The organism is Ectothiorhodospira magna (assembly GCF_900110965.1).
GTDB classification, from domain to species: Bacteria; Pseudomonadota; Gammaproteobacteria; order Ectothiorhodospirales; family Ectothiorhodospiraceae; genus Ectothiorhodospira; species Ectothiorhodospira magna.
In genome coordinates this window covers 26,573-48,592 of sequence record NZ_FOFO01000024.1, presented here as the reverse complement: position 1 = coordinate 48,592, position 22,020 = coordinate 26,573, and the positions used below count along the sequence as shown (strand labels likewise).

Sequence of the window (22,020 nt, the reverse complement as noted above, 5' to 3'; positions counted from 1 at the left end):
CTTTTCAGTGTGCCCTCGACCTTCCGGTGCACCCTGGCCCTGATCGGTCCAAGCTTGGGCACCTTGATCCAGTCGTCGCCGGCCTTGACGCCGACACAGTGATAGCTGGATTGTTTGCCCCGCTTGCTCTTGAAGCGCGGATAGCCGGCCTTCTGCTGGGGATCGAAGAAGCATTGGAAGGCATGATCCAGGTTCAGGCATGCCTGCTGGAGGGCCATGGAATCCGCGTCTTTGAGCCAGCCATACTTGCGCGATTTCTTGGCGACTGGCAACAGCTTCTTGATGTCGTGTTTGGCGCTCAACGACTGGCCGTGGTATTGGTAGCGATGAGATATGATGCGAAGGCCGGTGTTATAGACAAAGCGCACCGCGCCGAACTGGCAGTTCAGAAATGCCGCCTGTTCGGTCGTGGGGTAGATGCGTAATCTTTGTGGCCTTCAGCATGTCAGTGCTCGCTGCTACAATAGCCATAGATTAATAGCGATAACGGGGGATTTCAAGTGAGTGCGGATGCAGTCTACCGACGATGGCGGCACAGCGTCACTCGTATTCCGCGCCTCAGCAAGAGCGCCGCGCTGTGGTCGAGATCGTATTTCGCTTGTAGCGCGGGCGGGGTGACTATCGAAACGTTGAAAGCCTATGTTCAGGGGCAGAAGACACAAAAATAGGGCCGCTTGCGCGGCCCCCGCTGACCTCCCCGCCCGAGTGGGCGAGGGTTCACGCGGGTTTTTGCTGAGCCAGCGGATCAAGACCTGGGCGCTGGAACTGGGCTTTGATCGGGCCGGTATCTGTGACACTGACCTGACCACCCACGAGGCGCATCTGCTGCGCTGGCTGGATCAGGGCCGCCATGGGGAAATGGACTATATGGCCCGTCATGGCACCCGGCGCTCCCGTCCCGAGGCACTGGTCCCGGGCACCCTGCGCATCATCTCCGTGCGCATGGCCTACTGGCCACCTCAAACCCGGGATGCCGGGTCCGTGCTCCACGACTCCGAATCGGCCTTCATCACCCGCTATGCCCTGGGGCGGGATTACCACAAGGTGATGCGCAAGCGTCTACAGACCCTGGCCGAGCGCATCGAGTCGGTCACTGGCCCCTTTGGCTACCGGGCCTTTGTCGACAGCGCCCCGGTGCTGGAAAAGGCCCTGGCGGAGAAGGCCGGACTGGGCTGGATCGGCAAGCATACCAACCTGCTCAGCCGGCACCACGGTTCCTGGTACTTTCTGGGTGAACTCTACACCGACCTGCCCCTGCCCCTGGATACGCCGGAGCGCAGTCACTGTGGTCGCTGCCGGGCCTGCCTGGACGCCTGTCCCACCGGGGCCATCGTCGCGCCTTATGAACTGGATGCCCGGCGCTGCATTTCCTATCTCACCATCGAGCATCCCGGCAGCATCCCCGAGCCGCTGCGACCATTGATGGGCAACCGGATCTACGGCTGCGATGACTGCCAGCGGGTCTGCCCCTGGAATCGCCGGGCCAAGGTGGCGGTGGAACCGGACTTCCGCGCCCGGCATGGGCTGGATGATGTCAGTCTGGTGACCCTGTTCCACTGGGACGAACCCACCTTTTTGCGACTCACCGAAGGCTCGGTGATCCGGCGCATCGGCCATGAACGGTGGCTGCGCAATCTGGCGGTGGGGCTGGGCAATGCCCGGCCCTCACCCACCATTCGGGAAGCCCTGATGAAGCAACTGGAACATCCCAGCACCTGGGTGCGGGAGCATGTGCGGTGGGCCCTGGACCGTCAGGGTCAATGAGACAATGCCGCGGTCATCGGGCCTCGGCCAGACACCGCTCCACCGTCTCCACCATTTGCCGTGACCCCACATAGAACGGTACCCGCTGGTGCAGATCCTCCGGGGGAATCTCCAGAATACGGCGGGCGCCGTCGCTGGCCTTGCCGCCGGCCTGCTCCGCAATCATGGCGATGGGGTTGCACTCGTACAACAGACGCAGCTTGCCCTGGGGGGCCTTCTGGGTGGAGGGATACAGGAACACCCCGCCCTTGAGAAGATTGCGGTGGACGTCCGAGACCAAAGAACCGATGTAGCGGGAGGTATAGGGACGGTGGGTGTCCGGGTCCACCACCTGGCAATGCTTGATGAACTGCTTCACCCCCGCCGGGAAATGGGCATAATTGCCTTCATTGATGCTGTAGATGGTGCCATGCTCGGGGGTGCGGATGTCCGGGTGGGACAGGCAGAATTCACCGATGGTCGGGTCCAGGGTGAACCCGTTCACCCCCTTGCCGGTGGTGTACACCAACATGGTGGAGGAACCGTAGATCACGTAACCGGCCGCCACCTGCTCCGTCCCCGGCTGCAAAAAGTCCGACAGGTCCGCCGGGGTGCCCCGCTCGGTGCGGCGACGATAGATGGAAAAGATGGTGCCGACGGAGACATTCACGTCGATGTTGGACGAGCCGTCCAACGGGTCCATGCAGAACACATATTTGCCATCAAGCGGGAGGCCGTCATCAAAGACGGTGATTTCCTGATCTTCCTCGGAGGCGATGGCGCAGCATTCGCCGGTGGAACGCAGGGCGGCGATGAAATGCTCGTTGGCGAACAGGTCCAGTTTCTGGACATCCTCGCCCTGGACGTTCACATCGCCGGCCCGGCCCAGAATGTCCACCAGTCCTGCCTTGTTGATCTTCTTGTTCACCACCTTGGCCGCCACGCCCACATGGTGCAGCAACCGGGACAGCTCCCCCTTGGCATAGGGAAAATCCGCCTGGCGCTCGATGATGAATTCATTGAGGGTGGTGATGTTGTAAGTGCCGGTTGCTCTTGTCATGATTTATCCGTCAGCCATCATTATGATCGGCAAAAGCATATCATGGGCCTTGCTCCATGACCCTCGAAGCCTGCGGGCTGCCCCTTGCTCGCCGACAGTTTCGGTATCCTGACACCCACCAGCGGTTGCAATACCGCAACCGCCATTCCTCGCGGAGAGATTATGACTGCGTCCACGGAAGCCGGCACATCCACCGCACCCAAGCCGGCCTCGCCTTCCCTCTGGCGGCCCAGGCTGGGGCTGGTGCTTGGCCCCCTGGTCTTTTTCGGCATGTTGCTGGCGGGTCCGCCGGGGGAACTGGCCGCCCATACCTGGGCCGTGGCCGCCCTCACCGCCCTCATGGCCATCTGGTGGGTGACCGAGGCCATTCCCATTCCGGCCACCGCCCTGCTGCCCATCGCCGTGCTGCCCCTGCTGGGGGCCAGCACCATCGCCGAAGCGGCGGCACCCTATGCCAACCCCCTGATCTTTTTGTTCCTGGGCGGCTTCATGATCGCCCTGGCCATCCAGCGCTGGAACCTGCACCGGCGCATCGCCCTGTTGATCCTGGGCCTGGCGGGACAACGACTGGATCACCTGGTGGCCGGCTTCATGGGGGCCACGGCGGGGCTGAGCATGTGGGTGAGCAATACCGCCACCGCCGCCCTGATGCTGCCCATCGGCATCTCGGTGCTGATCCTGCTGGAAGACCGGGGCATGGACAAGGCCCAGGTCCGCAACGTGGGGCTGGCCCTGCTGCTGGGAATCGCCTTTGGCGCCAACATCGGCGGCATGGCCACCCTCATCGGCACCCCGCCCAACGCCCTGCTCGCCGCCTACATGAACGACCATTACGACCATCAGATCGGCTTTGCCCAGTGGATGATGGTGGGTCTGCCGCTGGCCCTGACCCTGCTGGTGGCCTGTTGGTGGGTACTGTGTCGCTGGGCCTTCCCGGTGTCCCGGCGGCCGCTGGAAGGCATCGCCGAACTGCTCACCCAACAGCGGGAACAGCTCGGCCCCATGACCCGGGCGGAACTGCGGGTGCTGCTGGTGTTCGTCGCCGTGGCCCTGGCCTGGATCCTGCGTCCGCTGCTGGAATCCCTGTTCCCTGGCATCTCCATCACCGATCCGGGCATCGCCATTGTCGGCGCCCTGGCCCTGTTTCTGATTCCGGCAGATTTTAGGCGACACCAGTTTCTGCTGGACTGGGAATCCACCCGCCAACTGCCCTGGGGGGTGCTGATCCTGGTGGGGGGCGGCCTGAGTCTGGGTTCTGCCATCGGCGGCAGCGGCCTGTCGGATCACATCGCCGCCTCGTTGGCACAACTGAGCAACTGGCCCACCTGGACCCTGGTGGGCATTGTGGCCCTGAGTGCCATGCTGCTCAGTCACGTCACCAGCAACACGGCCACGGCGGCCACGGTGCTGCCGCTGGCGGCGGCCCTGGCCATCAGCCTGGGTCACGATCCCCTGCTGCTGGCGATTCCCGTGGCCCTGGCGGCTTCCTGCGCCTTCATGCTGCCGGTGGCCACCCCGCCCAACGCCATTGTCTTTAGCAGTGAACGGATCACGGTGCCGGACATGGTGCGGGCGGGATGGCGCATCAGCCTGATCGCGCTGGTACTGGTGGTGGCCGCCGTGTTCGGCCTGGCCATGCCGCTGCTGGCTGGAACCTGAGCCGGGCTTACTCCCGGGCCAGCCGCTTGTAGTAATTGATCAGCCCGTTGGTGGAGGCATCATGCCCCACCACCGGGTCCGGGTCGTGCAGTTCCCCCAGTACGGTGCGGGCCAGTTGCTTGCCCAGCTCCACCCCCCATTGATCAAAGGAATTCACGTTCCAGATCACCCCCTGGACGAAAATCTTATGCTCGTAGAGGGCAATCAGTGACCCCAGGGTACGGGGTGTCAGGCGCTTGAACAGGATGGAATTGGTGGGCCGGTTGCCCTCGAACACCCGATGGGGCGCCAGGGCCTGTACCTGGGCCTCGGACATCCCGGCGGCCCGCATTTCCTCCTGGCATGCCTCCAGGGTCTTGCCCCGCATCAGGGCCTCGGTCTGGGCAAAGAAATTGGACAGCAGAATAGGGTGATGCTCCCCCAGGGGATGATGGCTCAGGCAGGGGGCCAGAAAATCACAGGGGATGAGCTGGGTCCCCTGGTGGATGAGCTGATAGAAGGCATGCTGGCCATTGGTGCCCGGCTCACCCCAGATGGCCGGCCCGGTGTGCCAGCTCACCCGCCGCCCCTGCCGGTCCACCGACTTGCCGTTACTCTCCATGTCCCCCTGCTGGAAGTAGGCGGGGAACCGGTGCAGATACTGGTCATAGGGCAGGATGGCATGGCTGCGGGCGCCGAAGAAATTCACATACCACACCCCCAGCAGGGCCAGGATCACCGGCATGTTCTCCTCCAGCGGCGCGGTACGAAAATGCTCATCCATGGCGTGGGCGCCATCCAGCAGGGCTTCGAAATGCTCCATACCCAGGGACAAAGCAATGGACAGGCCAATGGCGGACCACAGGGAATAGCGTCCCCCCACCCAATCCCAGAACTGAAACATATTGGCCGGGTCGATGCCAAAGGCGGTCACCGCTTCCAGGTTTGTGGACACTGCCACGAAATGACGGGCAATGGCTGCCTCACTGCCCCCCTGTTCCAGGAACCAGCGCCGGGCCGAATGGGCATTGGTGAGGGTTTCCTGGGTGGTGAAAGTTTTGGAAGCGATCACGAACAGCACCGTCTCCGGGTCCACCTGGGCCAGGGTCCGGGTCAGATGGGTGGCGTCCACGTTGGAGACAAAATGCATCTGCAGACGCTCATGGGCATAGGGTTTCAGGGCCTCGCAGACCATCAGCGGCCCCAGGTCCGAGCCGCCGATGCCGATATTCACCACATGCTGGATTGGCTGGCCGGTATGCCCGGTCCATTGTCCCGATCTCACCCGCGCCACAAAGTCCCCCATCCGGGACAGCACCTGGCGCACCTGGGGCATCACGTCTTCCCCATCCACCCACATGGGCCGGTCACTGCGGTTGCGCAGGGCCACATGGAGTACCGCCCGGTCCTCGGTGGTATTGATGCGCTCACCGGCGAACATGCGGTCCCGCCACTGGGACACCTGGGCGGCCTGGGCCAGTTCCATCAGCAGATGGCGGGTTTCTGCCGTGATGCGATTCTTGGAGTAGTCCAGCAAAATATCTTCAAATTGCAGGCTAAAACGCTGAAAACGCTGGGGGTCCTGGCGAAAAAGCTCACCCATGTGAAGATGGCGTACCGCCTCATAATGGGCTTCCAGGGCTTGCCAGGCGAGGGTTTGGGGCAATGGGTTGCTCATCGGTGACTCCATTTCTATGTTCACGAACACGGGATGATTTATTTATTATGATGGCCCTAAACCCATCATAAACAGGGAGCGCTTCATGGTCGTGACCTCACCCTACCGGGACGGCGCGACCGTGACATCGGCCTATGCGAATTCTCTTCGCCACCAGCGAGGCACACCCCCTCATCAAAACCGGCGGCCTGGCGGATGTGTGCGGCAGTCTGCCCCCGGCCCTGAAACGGCTCCGGCACGATATCCGCCTGATCCTGCCCGCCTATCCCGCCGCCCGGGCTGCCGCGGGCAAGCTGAAGACGGTGGCCGAGTTCTCCGTGGCCGGCAGTGAGCAACCGGTACAGATTCTGGAAGGACTGCTACCCAAAACCCGGGTCAAGCTCTATCTGGTGAACTCACCCCTGCACTTTGATCGTGCCGGAGATCCCTACCGGGCCTCCGACGGGCGTGACTGGCAGGACAATCACTTGCGCTTTGGCGTTTTTGCCCGGGCCATTGTGACATTATCCCTGGACCAGGCCGGTCTGGACTGGAAGCCCCAGGTTCTGCATTGCAACGACTGGCAGACGGGTCTGGCTCCGGCGTTGCTGACCCAGCATCGGGACCGGCCAGCCACCCTGTTCACCATCCACAACCTGGCTTACCAGGGCCTGTTCCCCCGTCATGCCCACGAGGATCTGATCCTGCCGCCGGAATTTTGGGGCATGTACGGCCTGGAATTTCATGGTCAGCTCTCGTTCATCAAGGGGGGGCTGGTCTATGCGGACCATCTCACCACGGTCAGCCCCACCTATGCCCGGGAAATTTGCAGCGCCCAGTTTGGTCATGGTCTGGATGGACTGCTCAACGCCCGTGCCCAACATCTCAGCGGCATCCTCAATGGTGCCGATTACCGCCACTGGGACCCGGCCAAGGATCGGCATCTATCCCGGCGCTACAACGCCGAACAACCCGAAGGCAAGGCCGACTGCAAGGCTGACTTGCAGGCCCGGTTGGGTCTGGAGGTCAATCCCCACATCCCGCTGCTGGGCCATGTGGGGCGTATGGTGGCACAAAAGGGAGTGGACCTGATCCTGTCTGCCTGTGAACCCCTGCTGGCGGCTGGACAGGCGCAACTGGTCATTTTGGGCAGTGGCGACCGGGCTTTGGAGTCCCATGCCCGGGCCATGGCTGGCCGTTATCCGGGGGCCATGGGCCTGCATGTGGGGTATGACGAGGCGCTGGCGCACCAGGTGGAGGCGGGGGCAGACCTGTTCCTGATGCCTTCCCGATTTGAACCCTGCGGCCTGAACCAACTCTACAGTCTGCGCTATGGCACCGTGCCCGTGGTCCGCCGCACCGGTGGACTGGCAGACACGGTGGTGGATGCCAATGCCGAGCATCTGGAAGCTGGCACGGCCACTGGTCTGGTTTTCGACGCCCCCACCACTGAGGCCCTGAGCGAGGCGATTCAACGGGGCCTTGCCCTATACCAGGACCATGGCACCTGGACCCGTCTCATGGGCCACGGCATGCGCCAGGCATTCAGCTGGGACCGCAGCGCCCAGACCTATCAGGATCTCTACAAAAAACTGGTGAGCCGCTAATGTCATTCAAGGATACCTCCCGCTTTTTGGTCCCCAGGGACCGGGAACTGCGTGCCCGGGTGAAACTGTTCGGCAATCTGCTGGGCAACATCATCCGGCGCCTGGAAGGGGACGCGGTACTGCAGGCGGTGGAGACCCTGCGCAAGGGTTTTGTTGCCCTGCGCAAGAAAGACAACCCGGACAAACGGGAACGTCTGATGCGCTATATCGACGCCCTGGACCCCAAAACCCTGGAAACCATCATCCGGGCCTTCAGCATTTACTTCAGTCTGGTCAATCTGGCGGAAGAGGAATACCTGCATCGGGAACGACGCCGTCAGGTGGCGGAAGGCGGCCCCCTGTGGCTGGGCTCCTTTGATCACACCATCCGGGTGTTCCAGGCCCAGGGCATTCCCCCCGAAACCCTGGCCAGCCTGCTCAGTCATCTGGAATACATGCCGGTGTTCACCGCTCATCCCACCGAAGCTCGTCGCCGCACGGTGATGGAGGCCCAGCGACGCATCTTCCTGGCGGCGGAGCGCCTGGACATGCCGCGTCTGGGTCGGGAGGAACGGGAAGAACTGACCCGCCAGCTTGAGATGCAGATCCAGATTCTATGGCGCACCAATGAAGTACGCATGAAAAAACCCCAGGTGCAGGACGAAATCAAATACGGACTGTTCTATTACGTGGAAAGCCTGTTTGCCGCCGTGCCCCATACCTACCGCCTGCTGGAAAAGGCGATCCGGCGCAGCTACGGCAGCGATGAACACGGCAATCCGGCCATTCCGGTGCCCGGTTTTCTGCGCTTTGGCTCCTGGATCGGCGGCGACCGGGACGGCAATCCCTACGTCACGCCGGCCATCACCGAGATGGCCTGCCGCCTGGCCATGGAGCAGGTGCTGTCGGAATACCTGCGCCGGGTCCATACCCTGCGTTTTGTCCTGACCCATTCCCTGCTGATGTGCCGCCCTACCGAGGCCTTTATGGAAAGCCTTGAGGAGGACGAAAGCCTTTCTCCGGCGGTGTTCAAGGATCTGCCGGACACGATGGAATCAGAGCCTTACCGGCGCAAGCTCTACATCATCCGTTACCGGCTGCGGGAAACCCTCGATACGGTGCAGCGCCGGCTCGCCGGGGAAGCGGCGGTGATCCCCACCCATGCGGCCTATGGGTCCAGCCAGGCCCTGCTGCGGGATCTGACCCTGATCCGGGACTCCCTGATCAGCCACGGGGATGGCAATGCAGCCCGTGGAGAACTGACCGACCTGATCCGCCTGGTGGAAACCTTCGGCTTTCACCTGCATCACCTGGATGTGCGCCAGGAGTCCACCGTACACACTGCGGCGGTGACAGATATTCTGGCCCAATGGGAACCAGAGCCGGACTACAGCACACAGGACGAAGCCTCCCGCCTGGAACGACTCTCGGCCCTGCTGGCACGGGAACAGTTGCCGGACCTTCCCGATGACGCCCTGTCCGAAACCACCCGGGAAACATTGGAGGTTTTTCATGTCATTGCCCGCATGCGCGGCGAGGTGGGGGCAGAAGGCATCGGTACCTATGTGATCTCCATGACCCACGCCGCTTCTCATGTCATGGAAGTGATGTTGCTGGCACGGCTGGCGGGGCTATGTGGCCATACCGATCCGGGCCAGCCCTTTTGTCATCTGCGGGTCTCGCCCCTGTTTGAAACCATCGAAGATCTGCGCCATGTGGAGTCGGTGCTCAAACATCTGCTGGGCAACAAGGTGTACCGCGACCTGTTGCGGGCCTCAGGCAATCTTCAGGAAATCATGCTGGGATACTCAGATTCCTGCAAGGATGGCGGTATCCTGGCCTCTGCCTGGAATCTCTACCAGGCCCAGCAGCAGATTATCGCCCTCACCGATGCTCATGAAGTGGAATGCCGTCTGTTCCATGGCCGGGGTGGCACCATTGGTCGGGGCGGCGGCCCCACCCATGAATCCATCCTGTCCCAGCCACCGGGCACGGTACAGGGCCGGATCAAGTTCACCGAACAGGGGGAGGTGCTGTCCTACAAGTACAGCAACACTGAAACTGCCATCTATGAACTGAGTATGGGCACCACCGGGCTGATCAAGGCCAGTGCCGGCCTGATTGGCCTGGGTCACGAGGATCAAGCGGCCCACCTTGAGATCATGGATACCCTGGCCCAGTACGGAGAAACCGCCTATCGCACCTTGACCGATCAGACCCAAGGGGTACTGGATTATTTCTACGAAGCCACCCCGGTGGAGGAAATCGGTCGTCTCAACATCGGCTCCCGCCCCTCTCACCGACGCCAGACGGATCGCTCCAAGGGGTCCATCCGTGCCATTCCCTGGGTCTTCGGCTGGGCCCAGTCACGACATACCGTGCCAGCCTGGTACGGCCTGGGTACCGCCCTGAAACAATGGCGGGGAGAAGACCCCAGACGCCTGGATCAGCTTCGCCGGATGTACGAACAATGGCCATTCTTTCGCGCCCTGCTCTCCAACAGCCAGATGTCCCTGGCCAAGGCGGATATGGACATTGCAGGGGAATACGCCCGGCTTTGTCATGACCGCACTCTGGCGGCGCGGGTGTTTGGTCTGATTCGGGAAGAGTACCTGCGGACGGTAGAAGAGGTGCTGACCATCTCCGGCAAGGATAACCTGCTGGATGACCACCCGGTACTGGCCCTGTCCCTGATGCGCAGAAACCCTTACCTTGATCCCCTCAACCATATTCAAATCACCCTGCTGCGACGTCATCGCGCCCTGCAAGGGACCGGGTCCGGCACAGCCTATGACCCCTGGCTCTCCCCGTTGCTGCGTTCCATCAACGCCATTGCTGCAGGCATGCGCAACACCGGCTGACCAAAGGGCTAATTCACAAGACAAAAGGTAGCGTCCAGACGGCGGGATGGCGGGCAAAATCCGCCAAATCAGCCATACTCGATAAGGCATGGCTTAATGCACCATTATGGTGCAATGCAATATGGCCCGGTGAGTGGACGGTCCACCACCACTTCCGCGGCTGTCATACTACAGCCGCCATCCCTCCCCGCCCTGAAGGACGGGTTTTCTCGCGGAGGAAACAATGAATCTGGCCACTGTTCGCTATATCGCACTCAACAAAGGCATCGACCCCGGCGGCCTGCCCAAGATGGAACTGATCCGCACCATTCAGGTCACAGAAGGGCATTCTCCCTGCTTCGGCAATGCCGAAACCGGGTATTGCGAGCGTACGGAATGCCACTGGCACCTGGATTGCCTGAGCCGGTCAAGACACCAGCGCAGCTGCTGATCCCGTAACTGTACTTTTTTGCGCCCGCCCCGTCCAGAGGGCGGGCGCCGTCGGATCAGGCCGCCTGGGTGGCGATATCATCGCCGGTACCGGTAACGTGATTATGTTCGTTCAAATAGACCAAGGAAGGCTTGAACAGATCAGCCTCCGCCGCTGTCATCTGGGCATAGGCACAGATGATCACCCGATCTCCCGGGCTGGCCTTATGGGCGGCGGCACCATTAACTGAAATCACCCGACTGCCCGCCTCGGCACGGATGGCATAGGTGGTGAAACGCTCTCCATTGGTCACGTTATAAATCTGGATCTGCTCATAGGGGCGAATGCCCGCCAGTTCCAGAAGATCCGAGTCGATGGCACAGGAGCCTTCATAATCCAGCTCGGCATGGGTCACTGCCGCTCTGTGCAGCTTGCATTTGAGCAGAGTCAAAAACATGATCGCAAACATCCTCCAGGCATTGCGCCCCTTCGAGTCCCCGAGGGGCTTTCGTTGTCGTCCTTGGATTTGAAGACCGGCCCTGGCCGGTGCTGACTACACCCACCCCCTCATTCACTCAAGTGAGGGTAAATCCAGGCATAGGTTATCAATAAGCCGAGCCCGGCCCAACCAGGCAGCAGCCAGGATCACCCATTGGGTATCTCCAGGCTGAGGCGGTAATAAATCCTGCCTTCGCCGCACTGCAACATAATCGGGCCGTAGCCCCCGTTTTTCAAGTGTTTTCTCTGCATGGCGGGCCAGCCCATCGGGATCGCCCCCATCAGCCTGCAACCCCTCAGCCAGTTCACAAAGGGTCTGATAGAGGGCTGGAGCCAGGGCACGCTCCTGGGGAGTCAGGTAAACATTACGGGAACTCAGGGCCAGACCGTCGGCCTCACGAACCGTGGGCAACCCCTGGATACTCACAGGCAGATCCAGATCGGCCACCATGCGCCGGATCAGCAGCAACTGCTGAAAATCCTTCTCGCCAAATACCGCCACATCCGGCTGGATCAGGTTGAACAGCTTGCACACCACGGTGGTCACGCCGGAAAAATGCCCCGGTCGATGGGCGCCCTCCAGCAGATCGGACAGTCCAGGGACCTCCACCCGGGTCACTTGATCCCGACCTGCCGGGTAGAGGGCATCTTCGGCAGGAGCAAACACCAGGTCCACGTTCGCCTCCGCCAAAAGCCGGCAATCCTGTGCCAGGGTGCGGGGGTAGGCCGCCAGATCGTCTGCCCGGTCAAACTGCAGGGGATTGACGAAGATGCTGACCACCACCCGGTCTGCCAGGGTCCGGGCATGATGCACTAAAGCCAGATGGCCTGGGTGAAGATGCCCCATGGTGGGTACCAGGGCGACACTATGGCCCTGGGACTGCCAGGTCCGGCGCCGGCTCCGCAGTTCCGCAACGTGATGTAGGATATCCATAATCAGATCAGGCAAGAAAACTATGTTCGGGAGCGGGGAATGCACCGGATTTGACCGCCTGAACATAGGCGGCCAGCGCGGCCTGAATATCGGGCTGACCGGCCAGGAAATTCTTCGTAAAGCGGGGGGCGTGATCCGTCATGCCCAATAGATCCTGCACCACCAGAATCTGCCCATCACATTGAGGGCCAGCGCCGATACCAATCACCGGAATCCGGGCCAGGGTGCGAATCTCTGCCGCCAGGGCGGATGGCACACATTCCAGCAGCAACAGGTCAGCACCTGCATCCTGCAGGGCCATGGCATCCTCCACCATGCGTCGGGCGGCGGTAGCTTCACGGCCCTGAACCCGGTACCCACCCAGTTTATGTACTGACTGGGGCCGTAACCCCAGGTGGGCGCAGACCGGCACCCCCTGATGGGCCAGGGCAGCCACCACGGCCACCTGCTGGGCATCTCCCTCCAGCTTGACCATCTGTGCCCCCCCCTCCTGCATGAGTCGGGCCGCATTGCCCAGAGCCTGATCCACCGAAGTGTAGCTCATGAAAGGCATGTCGACCATCAGCAAGGCCCGGCGCAGGCCACGGGCCACGGCCCGGCTATGATAGATCATATCGTCCATGGTCACCGGCACCGTGGTCTCATAGCCCAGCACCACCATGCCCAGGGAATCCCCCACCAACACCAGATCCACGCCTGCGGCATCCATCAGGCGGGCCTGAGTGGCATCGTAGGCAGTGAGGCTGACAATGGGTTCCTGCTTCTCACACAGACCCTGGAGATCCCTGAGGGTCAGTCGTTTTATCTGGGAATGTACGCTCACGCTATATCCGCGGTTGCAGAGAAAAGAAGGGAAACCGCGCCACTGAACCATCCGGCAGGGCGCGGGATGATCACCCGTGGATCAAACTATACTTGGCCACTGCGTCGACTCCAAGCCTGTTAAAGCCTTACCGGTGTCATCGGCAATGAGGGAGCCGGCAACCGTTCCAGTCCCCCCAGGGGACAGCAGGCCAGCAGGGACGTCAGTGGTCCCAGACCGGGAACGGACAGCTCCGGGGCAATTTCTGCCAGGGGATACAAGACAAAGGCACGCGCCCCCAAGCCAGGATGAGGCACCGTTAAACGGGGGGTCTGGATGATCCGGTCACCGTGGAGCAGGATATCCAGATCCAGGGTACGCGGACCCCAGCGTTCTCCCTGACGTACCCGGCCATGCTGCCGTTCCAGGTCCAGTAAAAGCCGCAACAGCGCCATCGGGGACAGGGCGGTATCCAGTTCAGCCACCGCATTGATGTAATCTGGCTGATCTGGTGGTCCCATGGGCGGGCTACGATACAAGGAAGAATGACACCGTAGCCGGGTCCGAGGCAAACACGCCAAAGCCGCCAGAGCATCACGCACCTGCTGTTGTGGCTGCCCCAGATTGGCACCGATACCGATATAGGCCAGGGTGGACACCATTGGGGTCAGGCGTTGCCGGATACGCTACGCCGGGATCGGCGCCGGCGGCGGGTACGGGTCTTTTTGTCGGCAACATCGACCATGCGGCGCTGCTCTGCCTCATCCACCGCCTGCAGACGGGTCCACCATTCACATCCTTCACTGAGCGCTTCACCCGAGGCCGCCCGCAGGCAGTAAAAATCGTAGGCGGCCCGAAACCGGGGATGCCCCAGCAGGCGCAAGGCCCTGGCGCCACGCCGCTGCTCGAACCGGGGTTGTAGTTCCCAGATCTCCCGCATGGGCAAGGCAAACCGCTTGGGAATCAGGATATGTCGGGCCTGCCGGGACAGGATCACCCCACCGGCATGCTGCAGGGCCGGCAATTCTGCTTCACCATCGTCCATCAGTTGCCCAACCACATGCCGAACTGGCTCCCAGAGCAGAACCGCATAGAGAAAAGCGGGATTGACACCCTTGCCGGACTGGATACGTTCGTCGGTGTTATTCAGGGCATTGGCGACGAAGGTGATGGGAAAACCGTCTTCCTCATGGGCCAGGGCGTCCTCGGTCAGCGGGAAGATCTGGCCAAACAGGCCATAATGGCGCAGGGCTTCAAAGGTCTGTAGGCCGTAACCGGCATGGAACAGCTTGATGACTTCGTCGAACAGTCGCGCCGGAGGCACATCCTGCAGCAAAGGGCCCAACCGGAGCAGTGCCTCCTGGGTGGCCTTATCCAGACGAAACCCCAGTTTGGTGGCAAAGCGCACGGCCCGCAGCATCCGTACCGGGTCCTCACGGTAGCGCACTTCCGGATCACCAATCAGTCGCAGCACACCCTGCTTAAGGTCGTCCATACCCCCGGTGTAATCCACCACGGAAAAATTCTCGATGTCGTAGTACAGGGCATTGACGGAAAAATCCCGGCGCCAGGCATCCTGTTCAATGGTGCCGTAGACGTTATCCCGAATAATACGACCGTCTTCTACCAAAGCCTGACCACCGTTTGCGGTGTCTCCATCATCGGCAAAATTGTCATGGGGCGCCCGGAAGGTGGCCACCTCGATAATTTCCTGCCCATAGAACACATGGGCCAAACGGAAACGACGGCCAATCAGACGACAGTTGCGGAACAGACGCCGAACCTGCTCTGGATGGGCATCGGTAGCCACATCGAAGTCTTTGGGTTCCCGACCCAGCAACAGATCACGCACCCCGCCCCCCACCAGGCAGGCGCGAAACCCTGCATCCTTGAGGCGATACAGTACTTTAAGGGCGTTATCGCTGATATGGGCTCGGGAAATCACATGCTCTGCCCGGGCATAGACCCGTGGAGCATGGTCGCCGGTTTCAGACTGGACTGGTTGAATTTCGTTGGACACGCAGGTCTCATGCTGCTGATCGAGGGCGCTATCATAGCAGCTTCCCTTGGACAAAGATTATCTGACAAGGCCGGCGCCCACGGACGGGACAGTGCCCGTCCGGCGGCCTATGGGTCACATGGCCATTTCAGCATACGGCAGCAATGCCACCTGACGGGTCTGGCGAGGGCCTTTGACTTCCGCCAGCAGGGTGCTGCTCACTTTCTGGAAACGCCGGAGATCCTCGCCGGTGAGCCGTTCGCTGCGAGGCAATTCGGCCCGCATGGCATCCACAGGACGACCGTTAACATGGAGTTCGTAATGCAGATGGGGGCCGGTGCTGCGCCCGGTATTACCGGACAGGGCAATGCGCTGCCCCCGCTCCACCGTCTGGCCCGGACGTACCAGGGCACGGCTCAAATGCAGGTAACGGGTGGTATAGCCCTGTCCATGTTCAATCACCAGGAAGCGGCCCGCCAGGGGATGCTCATCCACCCGCACCACCCGGCCATCGGCAGGGGCAAGAATGGGGGTACCGATGGGCATGGCAAAATCTGTCCCGTGATGGGGCGCTACGGTGCCGGTCACCGGATGGCGGCGACGCAGATCGAAGGGAGAACTGATGCGATAGCTGCCGGTAAAGGGCCGACGGTCGAAAGGCGGCAACAGGCTATGCCCTTCGGCGGTGTAGAAACGGCCATCCACATGCCGGGCAGCACTGATGTTCAGTTGTGCACCCTGGTAATCAAAAGCCAGCAGTCGCAGTTCGATGGGGTCGGATTCCCCCGCCAGGGTTTCCTGTTCCACCAGCAGGGAGAACATGTCTCCGCTGCGGGCATGGGCACGTACCGGCAGATGACGATCCAGCAACACAGCCAGGGCGGCGGCAGCGCGGCCAGACAGTTCCTCCCGACCCGCCAGGGCGGCGGAAATGCTCCCCTCAACCTGGGCTGTGATCACCATGTGGGTGATCTCGCGGACGTTTTCCACCTCACGGCGCTCAAAGTCCCAGCCATCGGCCACCCGTTCCCATTCCACTCCCTTGCCCCGTTCGGTCCAGATTCGCAGATGGGTCAGGTAGCCCTCCTCGTCGGTCTGCCACTCCACCTGCTGGCCCACACTGAGGCGATTGAGTATGCGGGCGTTTTCCCCGTCTCCCAACAGCCGGTACAGGGTGGCCAGGGGCAGTCCCCAGTCATTGACCCACAAGGACGACAGACGATCCCCCCGGGCCACGGTATATTCAAACCATTGGGATGCCGGGGAGGAGAGGGTGTCGTCATCTCCCAGGTCAAAAGACTCGTAGGATGTGGGATTGTCATCGACACTGGGGGCGGGGACAGCCCGTTCCTGCTGAATGAACGCCGTACGCTGCAGATCACCGGCACCCACTTCGGCAGCAGAGGCAACCGCCATGCGGCGGCGGGGTTCAGGAGGGGGGGGGTCAAAGGCGACCGGAGCACCATCGGCCGGAAGCTCACGGGGAATCTCAAGGGATGTGACCAGAGGGTAGGAAGCGGTGCTTTGTTCAGTGCTGAATCCGGATAAAATGTTGGGATACAAAGCAGTAATGATAAGACAAATGGCAAAGATACCCATCACCACTGAAAAACTTGGTCTTGAAAACGGCATAATGCCCCCGTAATTTGCTCACATTGCCTTGCCCTGATCCCGCCAGATTCTGACGGCACATCTGCTTCGGGCACCGGACCCTGCCGGCTATCGGCCAGAGCCACATGGTCAAAGCGCTGGAGACATCGGCGGCGCCGACGTCCCTTTTGCGGGCGATGCCATTGCCCGCCAGATGGGACGAAAGTCCCTTGCGGAACAGCTAACCCCAAAAACAGAGGGGAGAATACCCCACATAAAAGTGCCTGGGAATAACTATCATCAAATCAAGCAACCAGGATGCATTTTTACTGTATCACTTTTACTTTTTTGTGATGAGCGTCACACTTTTGAATCCAGGCAGGGCACAAAAAACGGGTCCCGAAGATGGGACCCGTGGGAACGAACGTGCCGCAATTCACCACGTCGCCGTGGCAAGGAGGGATCAGAAGGAGGTGAACAGACCGCCGTTGACGGGGATATTGGCGCCGGTGATATAGCCGGCTTCCTCGTCACAGAGCATGGCCACCACAAAGGCGATGTCATTGGTGCTGCCCATCCGTCCTGCCGGAATCTGGGCCACGATGGCATTGCGCACATCTTCGGGCATGGCATCGGTCATGGCCGTGGCTGTGTAGCCGGGGGACACGGTATTGACGGTGACGCCCTTGGCCGCCGTTTCCTGGGCCACTGCCATGGTGAAGCCGTGCATGCCGGCCTTGGCTGCGGAGTAGTTGGCCTGACCAAACTGACCCCTTTGGCCGTTCACCGAAGAGATGTTGACGATGCGCCCAAAACCCCGACCCGTCATGCCTTCCACCACCTGGCGGGTGACATTGAACACGCTGTTGAGGTTGATGTTGATGACATCAAACCACTGGTCTTCGGTCATCTTGCGCAGGGTCTTGTCCTTGGTGATGCCGGCGCAGTTAACCAGAATGTCGATGGGCCCCAGGCGGGACTCAATGTCCTGCACCATATTGGCGCAGGACTGGAACGAGGACACGTCACCGGGGACGATGTGCATCTCCAGCCCATCCGCCTTCATCTGCTGCTGCCAGGACTCGGCATCAGCCTGCAGTGCAGGCAAATAATTGGCCACCACCGTGTGCCCCTGCCGGGCCAGTCTCTTACAGATCTCGGTACCAATACCACCGGTACCACCGGTTACTAATGCTACTCGCTTGGTCACTATCGGAACTCCTTCAAGGTTCACCCCCGCAGCCGCAGGGAACAGACGGTTACTGGACTGATCGGGGGAAACCGACCTGCATCATGCACATCAGGCCGCTTTCCTGGCGACAGTACCCACATGCTTGACTGTCTCCTCCGCCACCTTCACGGAGTCGTCCATCAACCGGTTCATGGAATGGCGGGCATCGTTCAAAATCTCGTGACCCTGTTTGAATGTCGTGGTCATCTGCTCACTGTATGCCCGCAGCAGGCCGCCCTGCAAGGTCACGAGTTCCTGATATCCCTTGGCTTTGCCCACCTGCTCAAGGTGCTTCATGCTCACACTCACAAGGCTGGTGGTCAAGTCCAGTTGCTGCTCCAGCAGCTTCTGGAAGGTCTGCTGGTTGATGTCAGTGAGCTTGCGGACCTGCTCAAGGCTGGCCTGATTGGTCTTGTTAAACAGTTCGATGGTGTCCATCAGTACCTCCACGGGCACTCCCATCCTTCATGGGCGGGAGCAGGGTTGACGTTGATGTTTCTGAATACCAAGGATAAACAGACGCAGCGGATGATTCCGGCATCGCCGATGCTGCAATGCAACATATACCTTCACCCGATACCGGCGTCAAGCCGGTCACATGATCGATGCCCCGCAGTCTGGGGGATGAGCCCCCTTAGCGGCTATCCCCCCCCTTCGGCCCGGTGGAGGACGGATCTTCCCCCACAGCTGGAGGTTTGGCCTCTACCGAAGGGGTGGATGGGTCCCGTTTGGGGTCATGGCTTCCGGCCGGAAACACGGCAGCCTTGAAAAACTGGTCCTGCATGCCTTTCCAGAATTCCAGATTGCGACGGGTCATCTCCGTGATATCCCAGGTGGCCCGGCCCCCCAGCACATCCCGCATCCGGTCATTGAAATCCCGCTGCTGCTCGGCAAAAAATCGCAGGCTTTGGTCCAGATAGCCGGAAAAGGCCTCATGGACGGCCTCATCGTAGAAACGGATGAACCGCACCAGCATTTCAGTGGTAAACAGGGGTTCTCCTGCGGTTTCCTGCTCGGTGATGATCTGAATCAGGATGCCCCGGGTAATATCCCGGCCTGACTGGCTGTCCACCACCTTCACATTGATCCCGCGCCGCACCAGTTGCTGCACATCGGCCAGCGTGACGTACCGGCTTTCCTCGGTATCGTAAAGTCGCCGATTGGGGTATTTCTTCACTATCCGCGGCTCGTTCACCCGCATCTCCCATCATCTGTCATGCACTGCAAGCAGGCAGCAGGCCCGGCGGCGGAAACACCGCCGGACCCACCCTGGACCCTTCGTCCCGTCAGACGGCCTCCACCGCCAGGGCCACGCCCTGACCACCACCGATGCACAGGGTGGCCAGACCCCGCCGGGCACCGGTGCGCTTCATGCCGTGCAGGAGGGTCACCAGCACCCGGGCACCGGAGGCACCGATGGGATGGCCGATGGCAATGGCCCCACCGCTCACGTTCACCTTGGACAGGTCCCAGCCCAGCTGCTTGTTGACAGCGATGGCCTGGGCGGCAAAGGCCTCGTTGGCCTCCACCATGTCCAGATCCGCGGGACGCCAGCCGGCCTTCTCCAGACACTTGATGGTGGCGGGGATGGGACCGGTACCCATGATCGCCGGGTCCACGCCGGCGGCGGCAAAGGACACAATACGGGCCAGGGGTGTCAATCCCAGGTCGTTGGCCATGGACTCACGCATCACCATCACGGCAGCGGCGCCATCATTGATGCCAGAGGCATTGCCGGCGGTTACCGTACCTTCCCGGCTAAAGGCAGGCCGCAACTTGCCCAGACCTTCTGCCGTGGTGCCGTGACGGGGGAATTCATCCGTATCAAACACCTTGACTTCACCCTTTCGCTGGGGAATCTCCACCGGCACGATCTCGTCCTTGAAGTATCCCGCCTTCTGGGCAGCCTCGGCCCGCTGCTGGGACTGGGCGGCAAAGGCATCCTGCTCTTCCCGGCTGATCCTGAATTCGGTGGCAATGTTCTCGGCGGTGGTGCCCATGTGGTAATCATTGAAGGCACACCACAGGCCATCCTTGATCATGGTATCCACCATTTTCCAGTCTCCCATCTTGCTTCCCTGGCGAGAACCGGGGAGCACATGGGGTGAGGCAGTCATGTTTTCCTGACCACCGGCAATCACCACGCTGGAATCACCACACAGCACCGACTGCCAGGCCAGATGCACGGCCTTGAGACCGCTGCCACACACCTTGTTGATGGTCATGGCTGGCGCGGCATGAGGAATACCCGCTGCCAGGGCAGCCTGACGGGCCGGATTCTGACCCACCCCCGCCTGCAGCACCTGCCCCAAAATCACCTCGTCCACCTGCTCGGCAGACAGACCCGTGCGGGCCAGCAGCGCCTTGATGACCGCAGCGCCCAGGGCCGAAGCCGGGATCTGGGACAGGGAACCGTTAAAGGTGCCAACCGGGGTGCGTGCCGCACCAACAATGACAATGGATTCAGCCATGAAAGTCCTCCTGATCAGGGGCATTTACTGCCTGGATAATGGCATGACCACAACACCACCCCGCCCTTGACGAGCCGGGAACAGCGCACACGACAGGTGACATGCCCTTGCTTTCCTGCCCTGTTTGATCCAAAAGAGAGGCATAACCCCCGAAGGATCGGGCAAGTGCTCCGGCTGTTTATACCAGAACCGGCGCATCCATGACCAACCGGGAATCATCATTGCCAATGTTGCACTGCACAAATCTATGCTAACCTTGACAGATAATCCTGTATGCTGTCGCCTTCTCCCAGACACCGAAACATCCCGACCGCCACCCTATCCGGTCGAACATTTTGATTTTCCGGTCGCAAACCGCGATCCTCTCAATGACAACCACCTGGCCCGGAACGGACCCAAAGGAGATCATTAAATGGCTGATAACCCCTTCACCCCCGAAGACTGGATGGAAGCCCAGCGCAAGTACTGGTCGGCCTGGATGGACATGAGCCGCAAGGCCATGGGCAACCACAATCCAGGCCACACCGGCTGGGCCGATGGCCTGGATCAGTGGTGGAAGACCGTGGGTAGCGGCATGCCCCTCTCTGGCAATGAGGCCATGGAGCAGATGCTCAAAATGGGCCGGAATTATTTTTCCATGGCCGAAAACCTCTACCAGGGCAACAATGCCACCGAAGCCCTCAACCGGTGGCTTGACCAGATGAACAGCGCCTTCCAGGGCTTTACCCAGATCCCCGGTGCCAGCAAGGATGCCAATGCCTTCTGGCAGATGCCCATGGATACCTGGCGACGGGCCACGTCCTCCTTCATGCCCATGCCCGGCGATTTCATGCAGGCCCTGCGTCCCCCGGCCCGCGCCCCCTACGGCGATGCGGTGCAGGAACAGCTTGACCGTTTCCTGTCGGTACCCGGCGTGGGCTACACCCGCGAATCCCAGGAGCAGTACCAAAATCTGGCCAAGGTGGTGATCAATTACCAGCAGGCCATGCAGAACTACCAGGCCGCCTTCAACAAGGTGGGCATGGATTCCATCGACCGCTTCCGCGCCCGCCTGGACGATGCCGGACGTCAGGACCAGCCCATCACCTCCATGCGCGCCCTGTATGACGAGTGGATAGATGTCTGCGAGGAGGTCTACGGCGAATTTGTCATGTCCGAGGAGTACGCCAAACTGTATGGCGAAATGGTCAATCACCTGATGGCGGTCAAGCACCAGGGCACCCGGTTGATGGACGAAGTCAGCGAAAGCCTGAACATGCCCACCCGCTGCGAGGTCAACACCCTCCATCGTCGCCTGCAGGAAAGTCGGCGTGAACAGCATGCCCTCAAGTCTGCACTGCGCAAACTGACCGATCAGGTCAACAGTATGGCACCTCCGGCCAAGGCCGAATCCGGGACCAGCACCGCCAGCCAGAACAAGGACAACGCCAGCGCCTCCCGCACGGCCAGTGCTACGCCTGCCCGCAGCGGCCGCACCACGACCCCGAAACGCCAGACCGCATCCACCAAGGCCAAGCAGAACGACTAAAAGGAGAGCCGGC

19 protein-coding genes and 1 pseudogene are annotated in these 22,020 nt (G+C 61.2%); 7 read left to right on the top strand and 13 right to left on the bottom strand.

The annotated features are described in order from the left end of the window. Positions 1-389: helix-turn-helix domain-containing protein (locus BMX62_RS10465; protein ID WP_238375958.1), on the bottom strand; the 389-nt coding region annotated here is incomplete at its 3' end. Positions 390-566: 177 nt separating this feature from the next. Here BMX62_RS10465 and BMX62_RS10460 point away from each other — a divergent pair. Together BMX62_RS10460 and queG are read left to right on the top strand one after the other, a co-directional pair. After that, positions 567-668 (top strand): annotated as a pseudogene (locus tag BMX62_RS10460) (transposase); the annotation flags it as partial. A 61-nt stretch (positions 669-729) separates the two neighbouring features. Continuing rightward, on the top strand, positions 730-1,764 hold the full coding sequence (gene queG, locus BMX62_RS10455) for a tRNA epoxyqueuosine(34) reductase QueG (RefSeq protein ID WP_238375957.1): 1,035 nt from the start codon (positions 730-732) through the stop codon (positions 1,762-1,764). Between the two features lie 13 nt (positions 1,765-1,777). Here the strand turns inward: queG and fbp are convergent, their stop codons facing one another. After that, positions 1,778-2,803: a class 1 fructose-bisphosphatase gene (gene fbp / locus BMX62_RS10450; protein ID WP_090208459.1), complete on the bottom strand. Its 1,026-nt coding sequence runs from the start codon at positions 2,801-2,803 to the stop codon at positions 1,778-1,780. Between the two features lie 162 nt (positions 2,804-2,965). Between fbp and BMX62_RS10445 the strand changes: the two genes are divergently transcribed. Next, positions 2,966-4,462 carry an SLC13 family permease gene (locus BMX62_RS10445; RefSeq protein WP_090208456.1) on the top strand — a complete coding sequence of 499 codons (1,497 nt, stop codon included), beginning with the start codon at positions 2,966-2,968 and terminating at the stop codon, positions 4,460-4,462. Positions 4,463-4,469: 7 nt separating this feature from the next. Here BMX62_RS10445 and pgi read toward each other — a convergent pair whose 3' ends face one another. Continuing rightward, a complete protein-coding gene (gene pgi / locus BMX62_RS10440; protein WP_090208452.1) occupies positions 4,470-6,119 on the bottom strand; it encodes a glucose-6-phosphate isomerase in 1,650 nt (549 codons plus the stop codon). Positions 6,120-6,253: 134 nt separating this feature from the next. Here pgi and glgA point away from each other — a divergent pair, with 134 nt between their 5' ends. The 3 genes from glgA (at position 6,254) to BMX62_RS10425 (ending at position 10,975) form a co-directional block, all read left to right on the top strand. Further along, positions 6,254-7,705 (top strand): glycogen synthase GlgA, encoded by a 1,452-nt coding sequence (glgA, locus tag BMX62_RS10435; RefSeq protein ID WP_090208449.1) that lies wholly within the window; start codon positions 6,254-6,256, stop codon positions 7,703-7,705. Further along, entirely contained in the window at positions 7,705-10,545 is a 2,841-nt protein-coding gene (gene ppc / locus BMX62_RS10430) for a phosphoenolpyruvate carboxylase (RefSeq protein ID WP_090208446.1), read from the top strand. The genes glgA and ppc overlap by 1 nt, the downstream gene beginning before the upstream one ends. Positions 10,546-10,768: 223 nt before the next feature. After that, positions 10,769-10,975 (top strand): hypothetical protein, encoded by a 207-nt coding sequence (locus BMX62_RS10425; RefSeq protein WP_090208442.1) that lies wholly within the window; start codon positions 10,769-10,771, stop codon positions 10,973-10,975. Between the two features lie 55 nt (positions 10,976-11,030). Here BMX62_RS10425 and panD read toward each other — a convergent pair whose 3' ends face one another. The 10 genes from panD to BMX62_RS10375 all read right to left on the bottom strand — a co-directional run bounded on the left by panD (position 11,031) and on the right by BMX62_RS10375 (position 20,479). Next, on the bottom strand, positions 11,031-11,411 hold the full coding sequence (panD, locus tag BMX62_RS10420; protein ID WP_090208488.1) for an aspartate 1-decarboxylase: 381 nt from the start codon (positions 11,409-11,411) through the stop codon (positions 11,031-11,033). A gap of 114 nt (positions 11,412-11,525) precedes the next feature. Continuing rightward, a complete protein-coding gene (panC, locus tag BMX62_RS10415; protein WP_090208439.1) occupies positions 11,526-12,386 on the bottom strand; it encodes a pantoate--beta-alanine ligase in 861 nt (286 codons plus the stop codon). Between the two features lie 7 nt (positions 12,387-12,393). Beyond that, positions 12,394-13,209 (bottom strand): 3-methyl-2-oxobutanoate hydroxymethyltransferase, encoded by an 816-nt coding sequence (panB, locus tag BMX62_RS10410; RefSeq protein WP_090208436.1) that lies wholly within the window; start codon positions 13,207-13,209, stop codon positions 12,394-12,396. Positions 13,210-13,328: 119 nt separating this feature from the next. After that, positions 13,329-13,850, bottom strand: a complete 522-nt coding sequence (gene folK, locus BMX62_RS10405; protein WP_090208434.1) for a 2-amino-4-hydroxy-6-hydroxymethyldihydropteridine diphosphokinase — start codon at positions 13,848-13,850, stop codon at positions 13,329-13,331. A gap of 5 nt (positions 13,851-13,855) precedes the next feature. Beyond that, the gene (gene pcnB / locus BMX62_RS10400) at positions 13,856-15,208 is read right to left on the bottom strand and encodes a polynucleotide adenylyltransferase PcnB (protein WP_090208430.1); all 1,353 of its coding nucleotides are present in this window, start codon (positions 15,206-15,208) and stop codon (positions 13,856-13,858) included. A 114-nt stretch (positions 15,209-15,322) separates the two neighbouring features. Further along, on the bottom strand, positions 15,323-16,819 hold the full coding sequence (locus BMX62_RS10395) for a peptidoglycan DD-metalloendopeptidase family protein (RefSeq protein WP_238375956.1): 1,497 nt from the start codon (positions 16,817-16,819) through the stop codon (positions 15,323-15,325). A 421-nt stretch (positions 16,820-17,240) separates the two neighbouring features. Next, on the bottom strand, positions 17,241-17,987 hold the full coding sequence (gene phbB / locus BMX62_RS10390; protein ID WP_090208424.1) for an acetoacetyl-CoA reductase: 747 nt from the start codon (positions 17,985-17,987) through the stop codon (positions 17,241-17,243). Positions 17,988-18,077: 90 nt separating this feature from the next. Beyond that, complete coding sequence (locus BMX62_RS10385; RefSeq protein ID WP_162273534.1) at positions 18,078-18,446, bottom strand: phasin family protein; 369 nt, start codon at positions 18,444-18,446, stop codon at positions 18,078-18,080. A gap of 196 nt (positions 18,447-18,642) precedes the next feature. Beyond that, positions 18,643-19,209 (bottom strand): polyhydroxyalkanoate synthesis repressor PhaR, encoded by a 567-nt coding sequence (gene phaR / locus BMX62_RS10380; RefSeq protein ID WP_202906255.1) that lies wholly within the window; start codon positions 19,207-19,209, stop codon positions 18,643-18,645. Positions 19,210-19,294: 85 nt separating this feature from the next. Further along, positions 19,295-20,479 carry an acetyl-CoA C-acetyltransferase gene (locus BMX62_RS10375; protein WP_090208416.1) on the bottom strand — a complete coding sequence of 395 codons (1,185 nt, stop codon included), beginning with the start codon at positions 20,477-20,479 and terminating at the stop codon, positions 19,295-19,297. A 412-nt stretch (positions 20,480-20,891) separates the two neighbouring features. On the opposite strand from BMX62_RS10375, the gene phaE reads away from it, so the two are divergent. Next, the gene (gene phaE, locus BMX62_RS10370) at positions 20,892-22,007 is read left to right on the top strand and encodes a class III poly(R)-hydroxyalkanoic acid synthase subunit PhaE (protein ID WP_090208413.1); all 1,116 of its coding nucleotides are present in this window, start codon (positions 20,892-20,894) and stop codon (positions 22,005-22,007) included. Positions 22,008-22,020: the final 13 nt, after the last annotated feature.